The organism is Hymenobacter terrenus (assembly GCF_000972495.1).
Lineage (GTDB): Bacteria > Bacteroidota > Bacteroidia > Cytophagales > Hymenobacteraceae > Hymenobacter > Hymenobacter terrenus.
Map to the genome: position 1 here is coordinate 368,476 of NZ_LATM01000003.1, position 22,891 is coordinate 391,366.

A 22,891-nucleotide genomic window follows, 5' to 3' on the forward strand; every position below is an offset into this window, starting at 1 on the left:
TAGAGTCAGTTACACGTGCGCGGCGGGAGCAGCCTTGCGCTGAATGGTGGAAAAGAACACGTCTTCCAGGCTGGGCTCCACGGCCCGGAAGCCGGCGCTCGCCACATCCGGGCCCAGCACGTGAATCAGGGGCTGGCCGGCCAGCAGCTTGCTGGAAATGACCTGGTACTGCTGCTGGTAGGCCGCCAGCTCCGCTTTCTCGATGGTCTTCTCCCACACCCGACCCTTGAGTTCGTTCAGGGCCGCCTGCGGCTGGCCGGCAAAAAGCACCCGACCCTGGTCGATAATGGCCATGTTTCGGCACAGCTCACGCACGTCATCGACGATGTGGGTACTCAGGATGACGATGATGTTCTCCCCGATTTCCGAAAGCAGGTTGTAGAAGCGGTTACGCTCGGTCGGGTCGAGGCCAGCCGTGGGCTCATCGACGATGATCAGCAGGGGCTGGCCGATGAGGGCTTGGGCGATGCCGAAGCGCTGCTTCATGCCCCCGGAGAAGGTGCTGATGCTGCGCTTGCGCACGGAGTAGAGGTTGGTTTGCTCCAACAGGGCCTGCACCAGCTCGCGCCGCTCACCCCGATGCACCACCCCCTTCACCACGGCCATGTGGTCGAGCAAATCCTCGGCCGACACCCGCGGGTAGACGCCGAACTCCTGGGGCAGATAGCCCAGCACCCGGCGCAGGGCCATCTTATCGTGCAGCGCGTCGATGGCATCGAGATGGATGCTGCCCGCGTCGGGGTCTTGCAGCGTGGCAATGGTGCGCATGAGCGTGCTCTTGCCCGCCCCATTGGGCCCGAGCAGGCCAAACATGCCCTGCGGAATGGTCAGGCTCACGTTGTCGAGGGCCTTAACTCCGTTCGGGTAGGTTTTCGACAGGTTCTTGATTTGCAGTTCCATGAACTTCTCTTGTTGAAGCGTTATGACTAGGGCGCGCAGGCTATCGGCATTGGTTGCCGTGAGCGTTGCGCTAAAAGGTATCTGGTCGAATCGGCTAGGCTTACTTATCGTAACACAAAGCCGTAAAATACAGGCTAAGGTTGGCCTTGAGAGTGTCCCACTTATCTTGGCTCTTGCTTCGATGAAGAGTGGTGTGAAAAGGTGCGGGAAAAGTGCCTGGAATCGTAAATATTGGTTTCCTGTAAATTGATTCGCCGGAAATGTATTGGAGTGTTACTGCTACCTTGTCCCTTTTTTCTAATAATATATTATACTTTCTCAAATCAATTTTCAGCCAACCAACTCCTCGGTCTGAAATGTCAAATAAGATATCCTCATTTGAGATAATACTATTTGGTAAATTATCTATTACATCGTAAAATATTAGCCTGACCTTAATAGCACGGAAATAATTATGCTCCACGTAAAAATTAAGTTCTTCCAAATAACAGTGGTTATTGATATTAATGATTTGTCCTACTTCACCGCCAGTGTAATCAACGGCGAGGTCCGCGTGATAAAGTATCCCCTTCGCATTGTTTCCTATGATTCGCTTTTTAAGTTTCTGGGCTTCTACTTTGATTTCTGTTAAATTCACATCGCTTGGCAAGAGGCGCACAACCTGAGGCGCAACAGCAAGCTGGGAAACGGTAAATTCAAGCGACTGAAATCCCACGCAGGAGATTATAACTTTCTCGGTGGCAACAATGCTATCAGGAGAAACCGTAAATGCAAATTTGCCCTGCGCGTCGGCCACGGCGCCAATCGGTCGGCCCACCACGCCGATGGAAGCGTAAGCAACCGGCGTTCCGGTAGTCGCATGCAGGATTTGCCCGGCCAGCTTCAGTTGTTGGGCATAAGTATTCCCAATGGTGAGCAACGACAGGATGACGGATGACAGAAAGCGCTGAGAAAGCAAAACGGGAGTGAGCATCAGGATAAGAATGGAAGACAGTGTTTAGCACCGGTATGCATCACCGCATTGTCCGGATACTTTACAAACGTCTTCTGCTTTCCCTGCTCCCGCAAGCCAGAATGAGTGGCTGGTTGCGGCGGCTTAGAATTCGGTTGGGTTCGGTGAGACCCGCCACGCTAGCCGCCGGGCAAGAACCGCTTCATCAGCTCGTCCTTCTTGCGGCGCGAGACTTCGATGATGGAGTCGTCGGAGAGCTGCACGTAGCCGCCGCTGCCCTTGATGTAGCGCTTCACGTGGTCGGCGTTGATGAGGTGCGACTGGTGAATGCGCAGGAAGCCGCGGTCGCTCAGCAGCTCTTCGTATTCCTTCAGCGTGCGGCTCACCAGCAGGTTGGGCTGGCCCGTTAGCACGAAGCGGGTGTAGTTGTCGTCGGCCTCGCAGCGCACGATGCGGGCCACTTCCACCACCTCGAATCCTTGCAGCGTGGGCAGCACCAGCTTGCCGGCGCCGGGCTGGTGGCGGGTCGAGATGTTGTCATAGAACGTACGGACGGCCGTGGCCGACGTGGCCGGCTGCCGCTGCGATTTCGCCACGGCTGCCCGCAAATCGGCCACGCTCACGGGTTTGAGCAGGTAGTCGAGGGCACAGCATTTAATGGCCCGCAGCGCATACCGGTCGTGGGCGGTAATGAAGACGATGTTGAAGGGCACGCCGCCCAGCGCTTCCAGCAGGTCGAAGCCCGAGCCCAGCGGCATTTCCACATCCAGAAACAGGAGGTCCGGGGCCTGCTCGCGCAGAAGCCGCAGCCCTTGCTCGGCCGAATTAGCTTGCCCTATCACCGTCACCTCCGGGCAGTAATGCTCCAGCAGTGCCCGCAGTGCCTCACTGCTGTTGGGCTCGTCATCAATAAGAATAACGCGAATCGGGGGAGGAGCAGTCATGGGAAAGTGCGGCGGCTATAAGTCCTGAAGCGGGATGCGGATGACAACGCGCGTGCCTTCGGCGGGCGTAGCGGCGGTTTCCAGATCAACAACCTCAATTCGGATTGGATGGCTCAGCTGCCGGTTCAGCAAAGTAATGCGCTCTTCCACAATCTGCATGCCCCGCGAGGGGTGCCCGTGGTGCAGGCTGGCCCGCTGGGCGGCGCGCTGCCGCCCGATGCCGTTGTCCTGCACCGTGGCCACGAGGTAGGGCCCGTCCTGTCCGAAGTGGATGGTAATGTGGCCTTTCCCCGTTTTGTGAGTGAGGCCGTGCCACACCGCATTTTCCACGAATGGGTGGATGAGCATGACGGGAATGTCGCGACTGAGCAGGGCTTCGGGTGTCACCGTCAGTTCATAGTCGAACTGGTTTTCGAACCGCATGGCTTCCAGCTCAAGGTAGTCGCGCAGCATCTGCACTTCCCGGCTCAGGGGCAGGGTGGGGTGGCGCGACTGCTCCAGGATGGTGCGCATCAGTCCGCCGAACTTAGCCAGGTAGGTCTGGGCAGCTTCGCCCTGGTTGCGTAGAATGTACTTCTGAATGGAATTGAGCGAGTTGAATACGAAATGCGGGTTCATCTGGGCCAGCAGCGCCCGCTGTTCGGCCTGGGCCAGCTGGGCCGGCAGCTGGTAGGCGCGCCAGGATTTACGTCCGCGGCGGGCGAGCACGACGCCCGCCGTGGCCACCGCCAGCACCCCGCCCAATAAGCCCCACCATTTTCCGTCGCCGCTCCGCTCTTTGGGAATGCGCACCACGCCCCGCCCCGTGACGAACACCCAATAATCGGTGGCTTCGCCGATGCCTTGCACGGCTGTGGTCCGCAGCGCCTCAACCGCCTGCAGGCGGTGGTCGGCATAGGTGAGGGCACCTTCGGGCGTGGCTATCCACAGGGGGCCCTGCGACCCCTGGTACAGGTAGTTAATTTGCTTGCTGGGCAAGCCATCGGTGTAGCCCAACTCGCGAAAACCAGCATCATCGTACACTAGCAGCCCATTGCGAGTGCCAATCCAGACCTGGCCGCTCAGGCTTTCCGCCAGGGCAGTTATGGTGTCGTTAGGCAGGCCGTTGCGGGTGGTAAACAGCGTTTTCTGGTTCTCCCGCGTCAGCCACAACCCCGTCGGTGCCGCTTGCCACACCCGGCCCTGGTGGTCGACCAGCAGCGCGGGCCGGGCCGGCGGCTCGGCTTCCGCCGCCGCGCTGAGCTGCAAGCCCCAGCCAAGTAGAAATAGAAAGAATGTTCTTCTAAAGGCTGACCAGTCCACTGCCATTGACGCGTCTTTGCCTCAAAATAACCAAATAAACCCGGCTTCGGCCCGCGCGGGACGTTGAGGAGCTTGCTGCTATACTTAACCAAGTTGTCCGGCAGGCCGTCACATTACACTAGGTCGAGGCCAGCGTTGCATTTTTTGATAAATGTCAAATGCAGCGCTTTGAGGAGCAAGGACCTTAGCTGCCACAAATAGCCCCCTTGTCCGCTGTCTCCAAGCATTGACCAGCGGGTTTTAAAATGCGGCTGCTACGGCTACCGGCACTGGCACACAGCGCCGAGCCCCTGCCGGCTTCACGGGTGGGCTATTGCTAAGGCCCTGGCCCGTGGCAGACCAACTCACTACTCTTTTCACCAACCCCACCCGACGCTTATGAAGAATATTTGCTACCTGATTTTTGGGTGTTTGCTGGCCCTGAGCCTCCACCCATTACGAGCCCAGGCCCAACAGACTGTTACCCTGACCGGAACGGTGCGTTCCGAAGCGGAAGGGGCCTTGCCGGGCGCTACCGTGTTCATTCAGGGTACTTATATTGGGGGCAGTGCCAACAGTGAGGGGCAGTTTAAGATAGATGCCTCTCAGGCTACTTTTCCATTGGTACTTACGGTATCGTTTGTGGGATATTTAACTCAGCAATTCCCGGTGCGCACTGCCGATGGAGCCCTCAATATCGTGCTGCAACCCAGCACCACGCTCACCAATGAAGTGGTGGTATCAGCCTCCCGCACAGAGGAAAACATTCAGCGGGCCCCGGTGACGGTGGAGAAGCTCAACGAAGTGCAGCTCCGTCGCCTCACCACTCCCAATCTGCTGAGCAGCCTCGCCCAGGCCAAGGGCGTCGATGCTAATACCACTGGCTTTCTGATGAGTAGCATCAGCACCCGGGGCTTCGGCGGGCCCACCAGTGAGCGCATGCTGCAGCTAGTGGACGGCATGGATACCCAGGCCCCCAGCGTGAACCTGAACTACGGCAACTCGCTGGGACTACCGGAGTTGGACCTGGCGAGCGTGGAATTGCTGTACGGGCCGGCTTCAGCGCTCTACGGGGCCAATGCCTTCAACGGGGTACTTCTGTCTACGTCTAAGGACCCATTTACCGACCCGGGCCTGAGCGTGCGTCTGCGTGGCGGCAACCGCAATTATTACGACGCGCAAGTGCGCTACGCCCTGCGCCTGGGCAAGCGGGCGGCCTTCAAAATCACGGGCTCCTACCTGGAGGCGAAAGACTGGATTGCTGACACTTATGCCGCCCAGGAGATATCGAAGGTGGTGCCCTTCAATAACGCCGCCGGCTCGCCCTACGGCTACGACGCCGTGAACCGCTACGGCGACCTCGGTACCACCTTCGACGCCCGCGGCGGGGCCCTGGCCGGCAAAACCGTTTTCACGCCCGGCTACACCGAAGCCGCTCTCATCGCGGGCGACAACAAAACCTACCTCTTCCGCCTCGTGCCCTCGTTCTCGTACCTGATTACCGACAAAGTGAAGGCCACTGTGGAGTTTAAGCGCGCCCAGACCACCACCACGCTGCACACCGTCAACCGCTTTCGCTCCAAAAACGTGGCCACCAACCAGTACCGTGCCGAGCTGCGTTCGGACCGCTGGTTTGTGCGCGCCTACCAAACCCAGGACTTCGGCGCCGATAGCTACGACCTCGTCAACCTGGGCTCCTACATCACCTCCAGCGTAGACCCACGCACTATTGACCCCACTACCGGGCTGGGCCCCACCTACCTTGAGCGGTTCCAGGGCATATACGCTACCACCTACAACGCCTTCCTGGCCAGCAACCCCGGCCAGGAAACCCAGGCCGCCGTGGCCGCCCAAACGGCCGCCAACGCCGTCCTGCCCGTGGCAGGTTCAGCGGAATTCAACTCCCTACGCCGGCGCCTCATTACCGACAGCACTCCCGGCCGCGGGGCTCGGTCGAACCCCAGCTCTTTTTTGTCGGATGTGAGCGCCCAGCATAGCTTCACCCTGCCGTTTGCCGACCTGATTCTGGGCGGCGCCTACCGCGAGTTCCGGCTGGGCTCGAATGGCAACCTCTACAGCGACTTCGACGGGCAGCGTATCCGCAACTACGAGTACGGCGGCTACGGGCAGCTGCTGCGCGGCCTTTTCGACGACCGGCTGAAGCTGGCCGTGGCCGCCCGCGTCGACAAATTTCGGAACTTCGACGTCACGTTTTCGCCCCGGGGCTCGGCCGTGTATTCGGCGGGGGCCAACAAGCAGCACAACTTCCGCGCCTCCTTCGGCCGGGCGTTCCGCGCGCCCACTCAGGTAGACCAATATGGCTACGTCGACTTTGGGCGAGCTGTGCTGCTGGGCAACATTGGCAGCGGGTATCGGGGCTACAATGCCGCGTTGTTCAGCCCCGCCAACCAGGCCGATTTTGGGGCCCTGCTGGGAGCCGCCGCTAGCGGCAATTTCGGAGCCGTGCAAGCTGGCCTCGACAAGTACAACGTGAACTATGGGGCCGTGAAGCCTGAGCAGGTAAGCACCGTGGAAGTGGGCTACAAGGCCTTGCTGGGCGAGCGTCTGGTGGTAGATGTGAACTACTACCGCAACTACTTCCGCAACTTCATTGGTGGCGTAGTGCTGGTAACCAATGTGTCGGATGGCACCGTGCCCACCGTGCCGCAGTTTCTGACCTCGCTGCAAGCCGGCTTTCAGGACCGGTCCCAGTCGACCCGGATAGTGCAGGTGCAGTCCAATATCAACCAGGAGGTTCAGTCTTTTGGCAGCGCTATTGGCCTGACTTACTCCGTAGCCAAGGCCCTGAACCTGACCGGCAACTACAGCTACAGCGAGCTCGATAACAGTAACCTGTCGGCCGAATTTCAGACGTTTTTCAACACGCCCCGCCAGAAGTACAACCTGGGGTTCAACGGCACGGCGCTGCACGGACTGAGCTATAGCTTCAACTACCGCTGGGCCGAGGGCCACCGCTACGAAACTCCCCTGGCCAACGGCTTCTTGAAAGCCTATTCTTCGACCGACGCTCGCGTGGGCTACACCATCACCAAGCTCCAGTCCACGTTCGAAATCGGCGGCTCCAACATCTTCAATACCCGCAACGTGCAGGTGTACGGCGCCCCGCAAATTGGCCGCCTAGTGTACGCCGGCCTGGTGGTCGACCTAAAATAAGGCGCCCTGCCGCTCTAGCTCCCGGGAGGCCACGAACTACCAAGTTTGTGGCCTCCCGTGCGTTATCCGTGATTTTCCTCAGTGTCACGCTGCTCTTCGGTAGGGTTGCGGCTGTGCATGCCGATATTCTGGCGGAGTTCCTCGTTTTCAGGTTGGGAGTAGTCGCCGCCACCGTAGCCACCGCGCAGCGGATTGCGGTCGGTATCGAAGTGCCGGTTGCTCAGGTCTTCGCGGCCGCCGCTGGTGCCCAGGCCGCCGCGGTAGCCGCTTTCGTCGTAGCCACGGTCTTCGTCGCCATTGAAGCCAGCGCGGCCCATGCCACTCGTGCGCCCCACCGTGCCGTACTCGTCATCCGGGCCAGTGGCACCCTGGCGGCGTCGGTTGTCAAAATCCGAGCCTTGGGCCACTTCACGGGCTTCGGCGGCGCTGTAGTCGCCGGGGGCTTCGTCGCGAGGCACCGTATCGGAGCCGGCTTCATTCTGCGCGTAAGAGCCGTTGGGCAAGTCGTTGTGGTCGTCGTTCCGACGGTCCGGGCTGGGGGTGGAGGGTTGGGGCGTAGCCATGATATCGGGGCGGTTGAGTTGCCGAAAAGGAGAAAGTCACCCCTTCGATACTGGGCTCACCGGAGAAGGGTTATGCCGAGCTTTCTGACCGCCGCCCACGTTTGCGCCCAGGCCCTCGACCACGTAAAAGCGCACTGCCCGCGTCCTGACCGGGTCCCGCTTCCAGAGCTGAACTCAGCTGGTGGGGCCGTTGTCGGTGCGGGCTTCAATGGCCTGCTGGACGGCGGCGGGCACGGCGGAGAGTAGGTCGAGGCCGGTGGCACTTTCAATGGCATCGACGCTGGTACGGTAGCTGCCCCAGGCTGTGCTGAGGCCGTTGTCGTTGGGCGTGTCGATGGCAATAATGCGGGTGCTGGTGCTCACGCGGTTCGCATCGTCGGTGCCCACGGGGAGGATGACTACCACTTTCCAGCAGCGGGCGGGAACCGTGACGCGGCCCTGGTCGAGGGTGGTGGCGTAGCCGTTGGTGCCCGTGCCCCCGCGGCCGTAGCTGCCGCAGATGACGTAAACCTCGTTACCGGTGCCCAGAAAGGAGCGGCAATAGTCCTCCAGGTTGGCCCAGGTTTGTTGGTTGTTGCGTGGGGCCTGGGGCATCATATTGGTCATGAGGAAGGTGGCCGAGTTATCCGCTACGGTGTTGGTGCGGTCAGCGCTGGGGCAGTTGTGGCCGCGGTCAAAGCCCGAGCCGGTATAGCTGGTGGCTTGCACTTGGTACCACCCGGCAGGCAGGGTGTCATCGGGGCGGAAGTCGTCTTGCCGGGCGGCGCTGCCGCGCCACTCGGGCCCCAGGTGCCAGCTCACCCAATTGGGAATGCCGCGGTCGCGGTGGTAGGAGAGGGCGTATTGAGGTTTGGAGAGCAGGTAGTTGGTGGGCTGATTCTCATCAGCAGTGGCGCCGCTGGGGTTGCCGAGGGTGAGGTGCTCGGGCAGGGGCTGAGCGGTTGGGCTGGGCGCCACGGCCTCCTTCCGACACGCGGCCAGTAGGAGCGCCAGGGCGAGGGCTGGCAGGCGTAAGCGAATAAAGTCCTTGCTCATATTAGTTGGTTTGTCGATTGCAAAACTAATCCTCCCGAAGTGTCGAAGGACTGACATACCCCCCCGTGCCAGTCCAGCTAGCTCCCACAGCCTATCAGAAAATGTGGCCGTGGCCAGGCTTGGTTTCCAAGCTCACTTGCGGCGAAAATCGTCACTAATCCTAACTGCTACGTGCTTAAAATGGGATGGGCATCGAAATACTGCCAGACCCAGCGTAGCAGGGCTACACTCCCCCAGGCCACTAAGCCAAAAACCACCAAGAAGCCCAGTAACAGGAGCGCCACCAGGCCTTTGCCGCTGCCACTATGCCGCCCCTCGGCATAGTGGCGACGCAGCAGAACCACGTTACGCTCGTTGCTTTTGTAGGCGAAGTCGAAAACATTGCCCACCAATGGGATGGCGCCAATAAGGCTGTCGAGCAGAATGTTGAGGGCCATGCGCACCACTACCGCCCCGCTGGCGCCGTGCCGCAGCATGGTGAGCAGCAAGGCGCCCGACACGGCCAGCGTCGAGAGGTCGCCCACCACGGGCAGCAGCCCCAGCAGCGGGTCGAGGCCGAAGCGAAACGCAGTGCCGGGCAGCCGGAACTGGCTGTCCATGAGGTGGGCAATGCGCTCCACCCAGCGCAACCGCTCATCGGTGTCGAAAGGGGGGACTACGGGAGTACGTTTGGGCTGGGACATGGTCAGGACGGTAACGCGTTGTCTCCTATACGCCCCCCCGCGCCGGAAGTACACCCTTATCGAAAGTAAACGGGCCTGAAAATGCCGCCTTCAGGCTTTGTCGCCGCTTCGGCTGTGTACACCCGTGCGGTAGCGCGGACTTTTAGTCCGCGCTACGGTATACCGACTGAAACCGCTCTAGTTGGCGTCTAGGTCGTCTGGCTAGGGGGCGCGTGAAGTTCCCCGGCTGCGCCTAACTCACTGTTGGCGGGTTGGGGTAGGGGTTGGGCGGGCCGCCGGCCAACTGGCTCACCATGTCATCGAGAATGGCTTTGCTGTAGCCAATGCGGTGAGCGTACTCTTGGCACAGGCCGTACTCGCGGGCATCTATCTGGCCGTCTTGCAGCATCATTTGCACCAGAGTTTGCAGCTCCAGGGTGCGCTGGATTCCTTCGGCCGGCACCACAAAGCTGAGCACCCCCAGGTTGTCGGCAATTGGCATTACTTCTTCGGGCTTCAACCCCAGCTTATTGCCAATCTGCAACAGAAAATCACCTTCATCCTGGCTCAGCTGGCCATCGGCTGCGGCAATCAGGACCAGGTTCTGAAAGAAGGCCAGCTTCTTCTGGGGAGTATTCAGCACGTCTTCAAGCGAATGAGCCTCTGGCATATTCTTGGGTGGGTTTGTTCGATGAATTGAAACACCCCGGGCGGGGTGGCTTCATTGAACGACACCTTATCCGGAAGGTTATTAGCCTTACTCACAAGTGGCCGGCTCCCCTGGTGCTTCGCAACGGTCGTAGCAGTCGGGTAAAAGTACCGAGCCAGGCCCGTGAGAATACGTAAATTGATTTTAATCAATTGTTATTCGCAACACCAGCCAGCGGAGGCTAGTAGGAGGGGAAATTATTATCCTTGCTACACGACCTCTCTGATGATGCTATCCGTCTTGCATACCAACTGGTGGGTGCTAGCCCTGCGCGGCCTGGCTGCCGTCATCTTCGGCCTGCTCACCTTCCTCATGCCCGCCCTCACGCTGCTGATGCTGGTCAGCTGGTTCGGAATTTATTGCCTAATTAATGGCATCCTGACGCTGATTACGGCTTTCCGCCGCAGCCGTGGTCAGCCCCGGTGGTGGGCCCTGATTCTGGAAGGCGTGGCGGGCGTGCTGACCGGCGTGCTCACGCTGCTCTGGCCGGGGGTTACGTCGCTGCTGCTGCTGTACCTGGTGGCTCTGTGGGCCATTGTCACGGGCTTCCTGCAAATTGGGACGGCTATCCGGTTGCGCAAGCAACTCACCGGTGAAGGGATACTGATACTCGGCGGGCTACTCTCAGTGGTGTTTGGGCTGGTACTGCTGTTTTCCCCAGTAACCGGTGCGCTAGTGGTGACTTGGTGGATAGGCGCCTACATCTTTGTCATCGGCATTACGTTGAGCATTCTTGCCTTCCGTTTGCGCCGCTCGGCGAGCCACGACCGGCCCAGCCGTCAGTAGCCTTCGCTAGCCACTTAGCCAGGTTTTCCAGTTCCGTGTCCCAGGTGTAGCGCTATGTCTGGCCGCTCTGATTTGTCTTGCTGGTTTCTGAGCTATGATTTACCAAATACTCATATGTGCTGAACAGAAACCCGTGACAAAATCCATTAAATCAAGAATCTTATCCTCGTGTTCTTCAGCAGATATTGTATCCCGTAAATGCTCTAAAACGTGCATAGCATCCTGTTGGCTGCCTCCTATTAATTTATATTGACGAATAGTATGCACCAATTCCTGCAAAGAGTCATCTGCCGACAATTGTAGGCGTAATGCTTCTTCTAGCCTCTTCCTTTCAGTTAGAAGCAAGTTAGTTTCCATTTTAATTACGTTTGTGTGAGTGCTTTCTGATATTCATCGAAGGTCGATGTTTTTGATGATTGTATAGGTCCGTGTACAGGTTTGTCAGGTACATGCTCAACGTTGCAAAGCTGAGTCTTCTATTTTAGAGCGGTTTCGGAGTGGGTGTACCGTAACGCGGACTTTTACTCCGCACGTCAGCTGGTCGGGTGGCCTCGCGGAATAAAAGTCCACGCTACCGCGCGGCGGTACACAGACCCCGAAACGGCTCTAGGTGCGCCGTTGTAGTAGTTCTCGTCGCCCCAGGTGCGGTTGCAGCGCCCTTGGGCGTCGTACTCGTAGTAGAAGGAGGTGCCGGTGGCGAAGGTCTTCTGCACCAGCCGGTGCCCCGCGTAGCCAAAGCGCCTGACGTGCCCCTCCGCGTTGGGGGATTGGCTGGCTCCGAGCAGGGCCAAGAGGGGTAAAAAGTTATGGACTATTTTGACGAAAGTGAAAAATAGTCCACAACTTATGGCGAAAAAGTGTGGACTATTTCTGCGAAAGTGAAAAATAGTACACATATTGCAGGCATGGAAGTGGGAGCAGCTACGATTGGGTACCACGTTTGCATCCGGCCCTGATAGCGGAAGGGCAGCCGTACGGCTGGCACTGGCCTTAGCGCACCTGCCCGTAGCTGTCGAGGTGAGCCTGCCACGTCTTGGTCCCGGTCCGTAGAGTTCGAGCGGGGTACTCAGGTGGTCGGCCACGACGCTATAGGCGCCCTGGGCCGTGAGCTTGGCGGTGGGCGCAAAGCTGGTTTCTTCAAAAAGCCAAGTGGCTAAATTATCCGCACTACCCGCGCCGGGGCCTATTTCCAGCTTGGTCCACTCGTGCAAGGGCATGTCGCCGTCCCAGACCCAGCGCGTGACCCGGCCCCGGTAGCGCCCACGGCTATTTGCTTCTTACTTGATAAATAAATCATACGAGTACTCTTCGTCCATGAGAGCTTTTAGATAATTGCCCAAGATATCAGCCAAGAAAAAGTCCTTGCTACGTGATTGCATTAGATAATTGTTGATAAAATCTTTAAAGTCTACTATTGAAATAAGAAACCAAAATTTCCAAAAATCTCCAGCTGGTTTAAAAAATACTTTTGATCCACTAGGTTCGCTTAATAAATCGATTACCCACTGTGATAGTTCGTCAGTGGAACAGTCATGCGCTAGCCTCGCGGTTGGGACAGAAGAAATTTTGATTACCTCATCGACCATAGACTGAATTGATTTAGGGAGTTCATCAATAGAAACTACCTTTTCCACCTGTACGCCCGTGAAGGTTTTTCCATACCTGATTGCTTCTAGGTATTGGCGTCTTTCGTATATCAAATCTTTTCTAAGCATGACTGTTTGTTAACCAGAGTAGAGTTGAACAATAAGCACAAAATCTCCTTACTTGTAATCTATGTGGTGGTCACCGTCTGAATTTGGATCTGGGTTATCTATTTTTCGATACCTCTCTGCTTTGAAATCATACGTCATAGACTTTGCATTATCTTTTGGCATGCCTGCATGTGTGTGTGGACCTCTGGGGTCATTTGTGTGTTCTACTACCACGCGCTTTTCACCCTGTGCGTTTCTGTATTCATAGAATCTACCATGTTCAGTTGGGTTCTCGGAGTAATTGTAATTTTTCATACCGCGGCGCATCACATTATTACCGACTTCCCATTGTGTCTCGGGTTGTTGAGACCGGGGAATACCTGCCCTATCTTTCGCTAAATTCAATGCTTGACGCCGGTTAGGTTTTGAGCAAGCAAGGCCATAAGCATCAATCCAGCTTGTTGGATTATCTACGTAAGCATACAGTACATTTCCACCTGCTAATCGAATAGGGTCCTGACTAATATACTGCCCCGTCTCGGGGTCGTAGTAGCGAAAGCGGTTGTAGTAGAGGCCGGTTTCGACATCCTCATATTGGCCTTGGTAGCGGAAAGGGCAATCCTGGGGCTTGCCTTGTCCCTGGCGCACGGCGCCGTAGCTGTCGAGCTGGGCTTGCCAGGTTTTGGTGCCTTGGCTATCGTAGAGTTCGAGCGGGGTACCCAGGTGGTCAGCCACCACGCTGTAGGCGCTTTGAGCCGTGAGCTTGGCGGCGGGGGCAAAGCTGTTCTCCTCAAAGAGCCAGGTGGCTACATTCTCCGCCTGCCCCGCGCCGGGGCCTAGTTCCAGTTCGCTCCATTCGTGCAGGGGCACGTCGCCGTCCCACACCCAGCGGGTCACCCGGCCCCAGTAGCGCTTGCGCACCCGCCGGCCCAGCGCATCATAGGCAAACGTGACGGCGTAGCCGCTGGGCAGCGTGACGCTACTGAGCTGGCCGGCCCCGTCCCAGGCGTAGCGCCACGTCTGCCCGGCCCGGGTGGTCTTGCTGGTGCGGTTGCCTTCGGCGTCGTAGCGGTACGTGGTGCCACCGGCCTGGCGCAGCTGTCCGCCGGGGGCGTACTGGCGGTCATCGAGCGTGGGGGAGCGGAAGAGGTTGCCCACGGCGTCGGCCAGGCGCAGGTCCTGGCTGCCATCGGCGTAGCGGGCGCCGGTGAGCGCTCCAAGGGCGTCGTAGGTGTAGCGGGTGGTGCCGGTTAGGCTGTCCTCAATGGCGGTGAGCTGGTCGGCACCCTGCCACTGGTAGCGGCGCTGGCGCACGGGCTGCGCGCCCACGTCTACACGCTGGCTGGTGGGGCGGCCGGCCGCGTCGTGCTGCCAGTCCAGGCGCAGGCCCCCGCTGAGCTGGCGCTGCACTTCCAGCCCCCGGGCATCGTGCACGAGCTGGGCCTGCCAGCGCTCGCCGGCTTGCATGCCCGCCAGGTGGCCTATGGCGTCGTGCTGCCAGGCGAAGGCGGCGCCCAGCGAGGAGTGCAGGCCCGTGCGCTGGCCCCGGGCATCGTAAGCATAGTCAATGGTGTGCGTCCCCTGCTGCTCCCGCACCACCCGGCCCAGGGCGTCGCGCTCGAAGCGCACGCTGGTGGTGGGCGTGTGGGCTTCAAGCAGTGCGCCGGCCGCGTCGTAGGCGTAGGTGAGGGGGGCCTCGTCGTCATGGGCCACGGCGGCCACGCGTCCGCCCGCGTCGTAGCCGTAGGTGGTGGTGCGCCCGGCGGGCCGGTGCACGGTGCTTACCCGCCCGGCCGCGTCGCGCTCGTAGCGGCGAGTCAGGCCGTCAGCCCCGCGCATGGCCACCACCTGATCGAGGCATTCCTAACAGCGCTGCCCCTGCTGGACCATCCTTATTCCACTTCAAAAAACCAAAATAGAAAAGAATTTAAACTACCCCATTGCGGTTGGAATTGATTAGCGATAAGCTCATTTATTTCAAGCTCGCTAACTAAACTAACCGAATCAGTCAGGTAGTTATAAATAAAGATTTTCTCACCTTCAAAAGAACTGAGAGGAATGTAGTTTCTTGGTAATACGCCCCAAGGTCTTCTCTCCCATAAGTTCTTTAGCAATAACTCGTAATCATAAGTATTGATGAACGACCAGCATATGTGGAATACCTGGTATGACCTGCCAGAAAAACTTATCTCATCGTAGGTGAGAAAAAAATCAGCCACATTTGAACTAATAGGAATGCCTAGCTTCGTCAATACGTCAATATAATTCTGACGCCCCGTTTCGCTTAGTCTTGGAATCCCTCTTGAATCGAGGTAATTTTTGATTTTTTCGTCAATCATCAGCAAGGCCTTGTTAAGTTGTTTCTAGTATTTACTTCTTGTTCAGCACGCCACTTCCAATAGGCATCTCTATCAGTATTAAACGGCGAATGGTCCACTGGGTCAAAAGGGTGCTTGCCGGGCAGGTGAGGATGCAATGCATTCGTATAACGGTATCCCTCATGAGTAGCAGCCGACAATTCAAATAGAGGACCGTGCGCCTGCTGATTAGAGTGATGAAGATTTATTTGACTGTATCGCCCATTCTTGACAACAAAAGGCGACCTTCCACTTTGAGCAAGTTCAAGATTGGTTCTAACGCCATCTGCTGTGTTAACTGGCAAATCCCAATTTATCGGTTGTTGATAAACAGTATAATTATACCCCGTTCCACTGCTAGGTGCCGTCCAAGGCACTGGTGAAAATCCTGCAAGGCCAAGTATATCTATACAACTGTTAGGGTCATCAACATACGAGTAAAGCTTCATTCCCCCAGCCAGTCTGATGGGGTCTTGACTGATATATCGTCCTACTTCTGGGTCGTAGTAACGGAAACGGTTGTAGTATAAACCGGTTTCAACATCTTCGTATTGCCCCTGATAGCGGAAGGGGCAATCCTGTGGCTTCCCTTTCCCCTGCCGCACCTGCCCATAACTGTCCAATTGCATCTCCCAGGTTACACTCCCGCTCTGGTTGTACATTGCCAGCGGAGTACCTAAATGGTCAACAACCACGCTGTAATTACCTCGGGGTGTAAGTTTTGCTATCGGAGTAAAACTATTTTCCTCAAATAGCCATGTGGTCAAATTATCAATGCTGCTGGCCCCTGGGCCTATCTCAAGTTCCGTCCATTCATGTAATGGTACATCTCCATTCCAAATCCATTTTGTTACCCGTCCCCGATAATGTTTGCTCAACCGTCGTCCAAACGCATCATATTCAAACAGGACTGTGTAACCGTTTGGCAAAATGACAGAAGCTAAATGACCTGCACCATTCCAAGCATACCGCCATACTTGGCCCGTTCTATTCGTCTTCAGTATAAGGTTACCTTCACCATCGTACCGGTAGCGTGTGCCATTAGCTTCTCGTAATTGACCGCCTTTTGTATAGAGGCGGTCATCACACGTTGGCGAACGAAATAGATTACCTACTAAATCGGTGAAACGTGATTCGTGTTGGCCGTCGGCAAAAACAGTCGCCACGAGAGTCCCTGAAAGATCATACTTATAGTGGGTAGAACCGCTAACGTTATCTTCGATAGCAACGAGTCGGTCAGCTCCTTCCCATTGGTAACGCCACCACCGGTCACCACTGGCTGCTGTCACACGCTGGCTTACTGGCCGTCCAGATGTATCGAGTTGCCAACTGGCATTTATGCCACTTAATCGACGCTGCACTTCTAGGCCACCGGCGTTGCGCAAAAAATCAGCTTGCCATGAATCAGATAACATGGTATCAACTTTTCCAAGCGCGTCGTACCTCAAATCTAAACATGCATCGAGAGAAGAGCGCAAACTCGTGCGTTGGCTGCGAGCATCATACCGTTGTTCAATAAAATGAGAGCCTTGTGTTTCCCGTATTATTCGGCCTAGCTCGTCGCGTTGTAAGGTTATAACAGCCGAGGAGTTACGAGCTTCTACTAGTGCCCCGTTGGCGTCGTATAAATAACTCTCCTGCGCCCCATCGCTGTAATGGACAGAGCGGACGCGGCCCGCGCTATCGTAAACGTAGGTCGTACTTCGGTCCTCGGGTCGATAAATTGTGCTTATACGTCCGCTGGCATCATGTTCGTAGCGTCGTACCAGTCCATCAAAACCCTGCTCTTCTATTACTCTACCCGTTTGATCCAACTTAAAATCATACTGTTGACCAGCTTCATTGGTTATACCAACTAGTCGCCCTTCGCGGTCGTAGCTAAAGCGCACTTCCTGTCCGGCCTGCCGCCGCCGGGCCAGGCGGTTGACGGCCGTGTAGGCAAACGTAACTTCCTGCTGGCCGTCGTGGGCGCGGATGACGTTGCCTTCGCCGTCGTAGGTGAGGCGGGTTTGGCGGCCGTCGGCCCCGCGCACGGCCACGACCTGACCGAGACGGTCGTAGTGGCGCTGCTCCTGCTGGCCCAGCGCGTCGGTGCTGGTCACCAGCCGGCCCAGCGCGTCGTAGCGGCGGGAGCGAAGGCTGTTGTCGGGGGCGACGAGGTGGGCCAGGTTGTGTTGCGGGTCGTAGCGCAGGCGCGTGGTGTGGCCCAGCGCATCGCGCACTTCCAGTAGCCGGCCCTGCGCGTCGTACTGGTAGCGGGTGCGGGCCCCGGTCGGGTCGCGGCGCTCCGTCAGCTCGCCGCGCTCGTCGTAGTGCCACTGCCAGGGGTGGCCAGTGGCGTCGGTGGCCTGGGCGGGCTGGTCGTGCTGGTTGTACTGAGTGTGGACGGTGGCCCCGTCGGGGTGGGTGACGCTGGTGCAGTTGCCGCGGGCGTCGTAGGCGTAGGTGGTGGTGTGGCCCAGCGCGTCCTGCTCGGCTTCGAGCTCGAGGAACTGGTTGTAGCGCCAGTGGTGGGCGTGGCCCAGGGCGTTGAGGTGGGTGGTGACCAGGCCCTGCTCGTGGTGGTAGACGTCCACAGCCACCGGGTCGTCGGTGTAGACCGTCGTGTGGTTGGGTTCATACACCAGCCGGCCGTTGTAGTAGTTCTCGTCGCCCCAGGTACGGGTGCAGCGCCCTTGGGCGTCGTATTCGTAGTAGAAGGAGGTGCCGGTGGCGAAGGTCTTCTGCACCAGCCGGTGCCCCGCGTAGCCAAAGCGCCGGACGTGTCCCTCCGCGTCCGTCACGCTGGTCATGTGGCCGTGCTCGTCGTAGGCGTACCGCACGGCGGGGAAGGTGCCGGGCGTGCCGTCGGGGTGGGGCAGGTCCAGGGCCAGGAGGCGGCCGGCCGCGTCGGTGCGCACGCCAACGGTGCGCCCCACGCTGTCGGTGATGCCCGCCAGTGCGCCGCTGGCCGCGTAGGTAAACGTCAGCGCGTGCCCGTAGCCGTCCTCGATGGCCGTCAGGTGGTACTGGCCGGCCTTGCTCGAAGACGGTGCGAAATGATAGGTGCGCCGCTCCCGCACACTGTACACGGCGTAGCCGTCGGAGCCGTCGGGGGCGGGGCGCAGCTCCAGCTGGCGCGCCCGGTAGTAGCCGCACTGGCCGTTGTCGGGGCCGGGAGCATCGAACACGGCCAGGCGCCCATCGCCCAGGCGCAGGGACACGGTGCCCGTTTCGGCATCAGGCCACAGGGCTTGGTCGTAGGCGTGGTGCCAGCCGTAGCCCAGCGGCCCCCGGCGCTCCGAAGTGGAGTAGAACGTGCGCTCCCACACCAGTGGCACGGGGCCGGGCAGCACGAAGTCGACCGAGGTGAAGAACATGGCCCCGCTGGCGTAGTCGATGGGCTCCTTGCCCGCCGTACAGCGCCGGGGTTCCGGCCCCCTAGTTGCTTCCAGCTCCTTCACCCCCCGCACCTGCCCCTCCACGAGCCGGCCACCCAGCAGCACCACGACGTCACCCAGCAGCACCAAGCCGTTTTTCAGCGTGGGCTGTTTGTAGAAGGCAAAGGCATCGGCGGCGGTGGCCACGCCAAAAGCGGCGCCCGAAGCTCCGAGAAAAAAGGCCGCCCCGGCTCCTCCAACAGCGGCCGCTGCCGCCCCCACACCACCAATCAACGCTCCAAACATGGCCCCTTCGGCGGCCCCCTCGGCCGCTCCCCGTGCCCCATCGCGCGCGTAGCCTTCGATGCCGCCGGCCACGGTGCCGACTGTCGCGCCCACGAAAGCCCCCGCGGCCGCGGCCTCGCCGGCCACTAGCAGAATCGGACCTAGTGCCGCTCCTCCGGTGGCTACCACTGCCACCCCGGCCACCAGGATGGCCGCCCCCAGCAAAAGCGCCGCCCCAAGTTTGGCCCGCTCCGATATCCCGTGCGCGGCGGCAGCTTGCTCGGCATTATCGGCATCCGTGGCGGCCTGCATGGCCTGCGTGACGGCGGCCCGCGTGAAGAAAATATCAATCTTGCCGCCCACCGTGCAAGGCAGAAAAGAATTGTCGAGCAAGGGGTTCTGCGGAATGCCCCCGGCATCAATTTGCAGGGCGCCCATCAGCGTATTCTGCCAGCGTACCGTGAGCGGTACGCAGGGCGAGTGGGTGATGGCGCACATCCCAAACGAGGTGACGTTGACCATCGGCAGGGCGTCGCCTTCCACGGCCCACTTTTCGTCGTACAGGTCGGGCCCCGGCCGCATAACCTTCAGCTGGCAAGGCGTCACGCCCTTGTCGCAGCGCAAAAAGACATTGGCGGGTACATATTTCTGCTCGCTCATGCGGTCGGGGGCTGGGGAAATACGTCGTGCGTGATGCGGTTGAGGTAAACGCCGGGCACCTCGGCGGCGAGCTGTTGCTGCGAGCGGAGCAGCTCCCCCGTCCGGGCCGCCAGCAAATGGTTGGCGCGGTGCGTGAGCGTCAGGTCCACCGGAAACTTATAGTCATCGACGATGCTGCGCATCAGGCGCCGGAAATCTGTTGCCGCGAAGGATTCCGCATCCAGGCTAGCCGTGGCCGTCACCTGTACGGCATCCTGAAACGCAGTTTCCTCGGTCGGCTGGGCTGTCGTGGCCACGGTCAGGGGCAAGTCGATGTCGTGAAAAAAGCCACTGATTTGCTGCCGGGAATGCACCGGCTCTTTCGCGTAGGCCTGCCCGTATACTTTCGGCAGTAGCGCGCCATACAAGCCCTTGTTGCGCAGATTTGGGGCCATGCTGTCCGGCACGGCCAGCTGCTGCTCAAAGGCGTCGAGGTAGGGCCGGACGGTAGGCTCGGCCGCGTATTTAGCCTGCACGGCTTTGCGCATGGCTTGCCAGGCGCGCAGCACCTCGGGCTGGTTTTCCACGCGCAACAGCTGCCCGTGCAGGTCCGTTTGCAGCACCAGCCGGCGGGTGGCCTGGTTCAGGTCGGCCGTCACGCGGCTGAACAAATCGGTTGCTTGCTGAATGGCGTGCACCACGTCGATTTGCAGCAGGTAGCCGCGCTCATTGTTGCCCAACACCGTCTGCTCCACCACGTAGAGCAGCTCGTTTTCGAACTTCATCGCGCCCACCTGCACGGCCGTGGTCGTCCGCACCTGGTAGCGCCGGGGCTGGCCAAAAGCGGTTAAGTGAAGGACAAGACCAGGGTTCATGAGCTGGGTAGAGCGGGCGACAAAAGCAGCAAAGAAAGGGAGTCGTCGCGTAATTAGTGCACCTTGGTTTTGCCCGATTGCAGCGTGGCCTTGCTGCCGCCGTTGAGGGCCAGCTCCGTGTTGGATTCCACAGTGGCTTTGTCGCTGCCCGCGGCCAACAGCTCCTTCGATGTAAGCGCCATCTTTTCCTTCGCTGACAAGGAAATCCCCTTGGTTTTCGAGCTGACCATCACGTCGTCCTCGGCCACCATGGTAATGTTCTTGGCGTGCATCTTAATCTCGCCCTTCTCGCCGGCATCCAGTGTAATGACGCTGCCATTAACGGTGACTGGGCCGTTGCTGTGAATGTGCACGCTACCGTCGCCCTTGAAGCTGACGGCCACGGCCGTGCCCTTGTTGTTGGAGTTGGAGATGAGAATGTGCTGTTCGCCCTTAGTGTCTTTCATCACGAACTTGTTGCCCCCGGCCGTTTGCAGGCCCTTGAGGTGGTTGTCCGCGGGGCTGTACTTAGCGGCCTGCTTGTTCTGGCCGTGCACCAGGTTGCCCAGCACCACGGGCGTCTCGGCCCGGTTCTGCTCGTAGCCCACCAGCACCTGCGAGCCCAGCTCGGGGTTGAAGAGCTGGCCCTTGCCGTCGCCTGAATATGGCGTCGTCATGCGCACCCAGTCGGTTTCGGCGTCGGCGGGGCTCGCCACCTGCCACGGATAGCGCAGGCGCAGGCGGCCCAGGCGCTCGGGGTCCTTTAGGTCAATTACTTCGGCCAGTTCGGGATGGCCCACCGGGGGCTGAACGTGGGGGTTGAGGGGCGGGTGCTCCGCCGACCACGGTACCGCCTCAAACACATTGTGGTAGTTGTCCTGGTCAATAATGTGCGTGACGGTGGTCAGCAGGTACTTGCCGAACGACTCCTGGGCCACGGCCCGCGTGCCCAGCCCCTTGCCCGACGCGTCGATAATGCGGCCCAGCGTCATATTGGGGTTTTCGCCCCAGCCCTTGCAGGTGACCAGCCGGGCAGCCTGCTGAGATTTGAGCTGGGCGGCGTAGCGCGCGAGCGCCGGCTGGCTGTCAAGCACCACCGTCGGGGACCGAACCCCGGCATCGGGAAACAGGTCCGCCGAGGTTTTAGCCGCGAACGCGGTGAGCGGGTGCTGCCCAACCCACGGCACGGACTGGCTGCTGGAGTTGGCCCGTAGCACCTCGTGGCGGCCGGGCTGATACTGGGCTACGGCCGTATCAGCGGCCTGCACGCCGAAGCGCAGCTGGCAGCCGGCCCGCACCCCATCGGCATGGAAGGGCAGCGCGTCTCCGGTGGGCCGGCCCAGGCACAAGGCAGTACCATCGTAGTACAGCCACTCGCCGTGCTGGGCAGCCAAGCGGTGCAAAAACACAAAGTCGCTTTCGCCATACTGGGCCACGTAGCCAATGGGCGCGGTGGTGGCCGGCTTGAGCTGTTGGGCGAGGCGGTTGCTCGGGTAGGCCTTTAGCACCGTGCGAAAGATATCGGCCAGCGTCTTTTTTCGAAAGGTGCGGTAGCGTGGCACGTCAGTCAGCACGTAGGTCGGGCTGAAGCCCTGCACGCTGAACGAGCCAGTCAGGTCGCCCTGCGTACCAACTTCCAGATGCGTGACGAGCCCCTTGAAGGCGAACGTATAGGCCGCCGCGGCCGGTTGGCCATCGCGTGCCGCAGGCAAGGCAGAGCTGAAGGAAACGGTGATGGGCTGGGCCACCAGGTCCTCGTGGGCGCTGGTCAGAAACCCGTGCTCACTGCCTTCGAGCACGTCGAACGGTATCTCCACGCTCACGTGGTGGTGCCCGAAAAGGCTCTGTTGGATGACCAAATTGCTGAAATCGGTAATCTTCTTCTTCCCGATGGACAAGTGAGTAACGATTGGCAGAGACATCTACGAAGGCGTGAGCGGTGAATGAAAAGCTTTCTCGCCCCAAAGATGGGCATTATGGTCGGACATCACGCGATATTTTGATGTCATGCACCACGTTAGCAACGGCGGTGGGGGCGTTTTCAAATGCACAAAGAATTGGCACTTGCGCCCCGTGGTCGGGTGGTGATAATAGAGTCCAGTCAGGTGCACTTCGGGTTGGATGGGCTCTTCTTCCCGAATGTAAAATTCTCCTTGCCACGGGCCAAATTTGGCCCTCAACTCCTCTGGCCACACAGCCAGTGCCGGGTTGGAGTGTCGGTGAGGGAGGTCTATTTGAACACTGTCTTGCCGGCCATATGCTATGAAGTCAGCTCGCAGGGCACATTCCGCTGGTTCGAGGGCTACTTCCGGATAACGCGAGTCTGAGCGCACTAGAATGGCATAGCTGTGGGCACGTATTGGGTAAGCAGCCAGGAAAAAGCCCGGCTATATGGGCAGGCCTCGGTAGTGGCAGCAAGCTGTTGAGGGGCGGCTGAGGTTAGGCCAAAAGACGGGCGTAAAGAACGGACACTTGCCTGTGGCCTTAGGGCTTCCGCATCGAAAGAAGCAGTGGAAAGTGATGGGTGCTTTCAGCGGCATTGGCCGGACGCGTGGCTGCTACCTCGCAAAGCATTGGAAGCCAGTTGTTGATTGAATGAGTATTAGTCGTTTGTCAAGCCATCTATTCTCAAAAAAACGGATAATCAAAACTGCCCCTGCAAGAGGTAGTGGTCGGTCCGGGCGAAGAGCCGGGAGA

Annotated in this window: 18 protein-coding genes; 2 read left to right on the top strand and 16 right to left on the bottom strand. The window is 59.1% G+C overall.

What is annotated here, in order from left to right:
• Nucleotides 1-9: 9 nt before the first annotated feature.
• From WX88_RS08045 to WX88_RS08060, 4 genes are all read right to left on the bottom strand, one after another.
• Complete coding sequence (locus WX88_RS08045) at nucleotides 10-900, bottom strand: ABC transporter ATP-binding protein (RefSeq protein WP_046243784.1); 891 nt, start codon at nucleotides 898-900, stop codon at nucleotides 10-12.
• A 100-nt stretch (nucleotides 901-1,000) separates the two neighbouring features.
• Nucleotides 1,001-1,873 carry a carboxypeptidase-like regulatory domain-containing protein gene (locus WX88_RS08050; RefSeq protein WP_046243785.1) on the bottom strand — a complete coding sequence of 291 codons (873 nt, stop codon included), beginning with the start codon at nucleotides 1,871-1,873 and terminating at the stop codon, nucleotides 1,001-1,003.
• A gap of 158 nt (nucleotides 1,874-2,031) precedes the next feature.
• On the bottom strand, nucleotides 2,032-2,796 hold the full coding sequence (locus WX88_RS08055) for a LytR/AlgR family response regulator transcription factor (protein WP_046243786.1): 765 nt from the start codon (nucleotides 2,794-2,796) through the stop codon (nucleotides 2,032-2,034).
• 15 nt (nucleotides 2,797-2,811) lie between these two features.
• Nucleotides 2,812-4,044 carry a sensor histidine kinase gene (locus WX88_RS08060; protein ID WP_046243787.1) on the bottom strand — a complete coding sequence of 411 codons (1,233 nt, stop codon included), beginning with the start codon at nucleotides 4,042-4,044 and terminating at the stop codon, nucleotides 2,812-2,814.
• A 432-nt stretch (nucleotides 4,045-4,476) separates the two neighbouring features.
• Between WX88_RS08060 and WX88_RS08065 the strand changes: the two genes are divergently transcribed.
• Nucleotides 4,477-7,251 (top strand): TonB-dependent receptor, encoded by a 2,775-nt coding sequence (locus WX88_RS08065; protein ID WP_046243788.1) that lies wholly within the window; start codon nucleotides 4,477-4,479, stop codon nucleotides 7,249-7,251.
• A gap of 62 nt (nucleotides 7,252-7,313) precedes the next feature.
• On the opposite strand, the gene WX88_RS08070 is transcribed toward WX88_RS08065, so the two are convergent.
• From WX88_RS08070 to WX88_RS08085, 4 genes are all read right to left on the bottom strand, one after another.
• Nucleotides 7,314-7,814 carry a hypothetical protein gene (locus WX88_RS08070; RefSeq protein ID WP_046243789.1) on the bottom strand — a complete coding sequence of 167 codons (501 nt, stop codon included), beginning with the start codon at nucleotides 7,812-7,814 and terminating at the stop codon, nucleotides 7,314-7,316.
• 174 nt (nucleotides 7,815-7,988) lie between these two features.
• Complete coding sequence (locus WX88_RS08075; protein ID WP_046243790.1) at nucleotides 7,989-8,849, bottom strand: DNA/RNA non-specific endonuclease; 861 nt, start codon at nucleotides 8,847-8,849, stop codon at nucleotides 7,989-7,991.
• Between the two features lie 167 nt (nucleotides 8,850-9,016).
• A complete protein-coding gene (locus WX88_RS08080; RefSeq protein WP_046243791.1) occupies nucleotides 9,017-9,532 on the bottom strand; it encodes a DUF4112 domain-containing protein in 516 nt (171 codons plus the stop codon).
• Between the two features lie 232 nt (nucleotides 9,533-9,764).
• Nucleotides 9,765-10,181 (bottom strand): TerB family tellurite resistance protein, encoded by a 417-nt coding sequence (locus WX88_RS08085; protein WP_046243792.1) that lies wholly within the window; start codon nucleotides 10,179-10,181, stop codon nucleotides 9,765-9,767.
• A 264-nt stretch (nucleotides 10,182-10,445) separates the two neighbouring features.
• Here WX88_RS08085 and WX88_RS08090 point away from each other — a divergent pair, with 264 nt between their 5' ends.
• Nucleotides 10,446-11,006, top strand: a complete 561-nt coding sequence (locus WX88_RS08090; protein WP_052732473.1) for an HdeD family acid-resistance protein — start codon at nucleotides 10,446-10,448, stop codon at nucleotides 11,004-11,006.
• Between the two features lie 99 nt (nucleotides 11,007-11,105).
• Here WX88_RS08090 and WX88_RS29905 read toward each other — a convergent pair whose 3' ends face one another.
• The 8 genes from WX88_RS29905 to WX88_RS08125 all read right to left on the bottom strand — a co-directional run bounded on the left by WX88_RS29905 (nucleotide 11,106) and on the right by WX88_RS08125 (nucleotide 22,116).
• Nucleotides 11,106-11,363, bottom strand: a complete 258-nt coding sequence (locus WX88_RS29905) for a hypothetical protein (protein WP_156176013.1) — start codon at nucleotides 11,361-11,363, stop codon at nucleotides 11,106-11,108.
• A 176-nt stretch (nucleotides 11,364-11,539) separates the two neighbouring features.
• Complete coding sequence (locus tag WX88_RS08095; protein WP_046243793.1) at nucleotides 11,540-11,797, bottom strand: hypothetical protein; 258 nt, start codon at nucleotides 11,795-11,797, stop codon at nucleotides 11,540-11,542.
• Nucleotides 11,798-12,283: 486 nt separating this feature from the next.
• A complete protein-coding gene (locus tag WX88_RS08100; RefSeq protein ID WP_046243794.1) occupies nucleotides 12,284-12,721 on the bottom strand; it encodes a hypothetical protein in 438 nt (145 codons plus the stop codon).
• A 48-nt stretch (nucleotides 12,722-12,769) separates the two neighbouring features.
• Nucleotides 12,770-14,539: an RHS repeat-associated core domain-containing protein gene (locus WX88_RS08105; protein ID WP_156176014.1), complete on the bottom strand. Its 1,770-nt coding sequence runs from the start codon at nucleotides 14,537-14,539 to the stop codon at nucleotides 12,770-12,772.
• 53 nt (nucleotides 14,540-14,592) lie between these two features.
• Nucleotides 14,593-15,039 (bottom strand): hypothetical protein, encoded by a 447-nt coding sequence (locus tag WX88_RS08110; RefSeq protein ID WP_052732475.1) that lies wholly within the window; start codon nucleotides 15,037-15,039, stop codon nucleotides 14,593-14,595.
• The gene (locus tag WX88_RS27380) at nucleotides 15,039-19,361 is read right to left on the bottom strand and encodes an RHS repeat-associated core domain-containing protein (RefSeq protein WP_052732476.1); all 4,323 of its coding nucleotides are present in this window, start codon (nucleotides 19,359-19,361) and stop codon (nucleotides 15,039-15,041) included. The genes WX88_RS08110 and WX88_RS27380 overlap by 1 nt, the downstream gene beginning before the upstream one ends.
• Nucleotides 19,358-20,215, bottom strand: a complete 858-nt coding sequence (locus WX88_RS08120) for a hypothetical protein (RefSeq protein WP_046243795.1) — start codon at nucleotides 20,213-20,215, stop codon at nucleotides 19,358-19,360. Before WX88_RS08120 ends, WX88_RS27380 begins: the two co-directional genes overlap by 4 nt.
• A gap of 53 nt (nucleotides 20,216-20,268) precedes the next feature.
• Nucleotides 20,269-22,116, bottom strand: a complete 1,848-nt coding sequence (locus WX88_RS08125; protein WP_046243796.1) for a type VI secretion system Vgr family protein — start codon at nucleotides 22,114-22,116, stop codon at nucleotides 20,269-20,271.
• Between the last annotated feature and the right edge of the window lie 775 nt (nucleotides 22,117-22,891).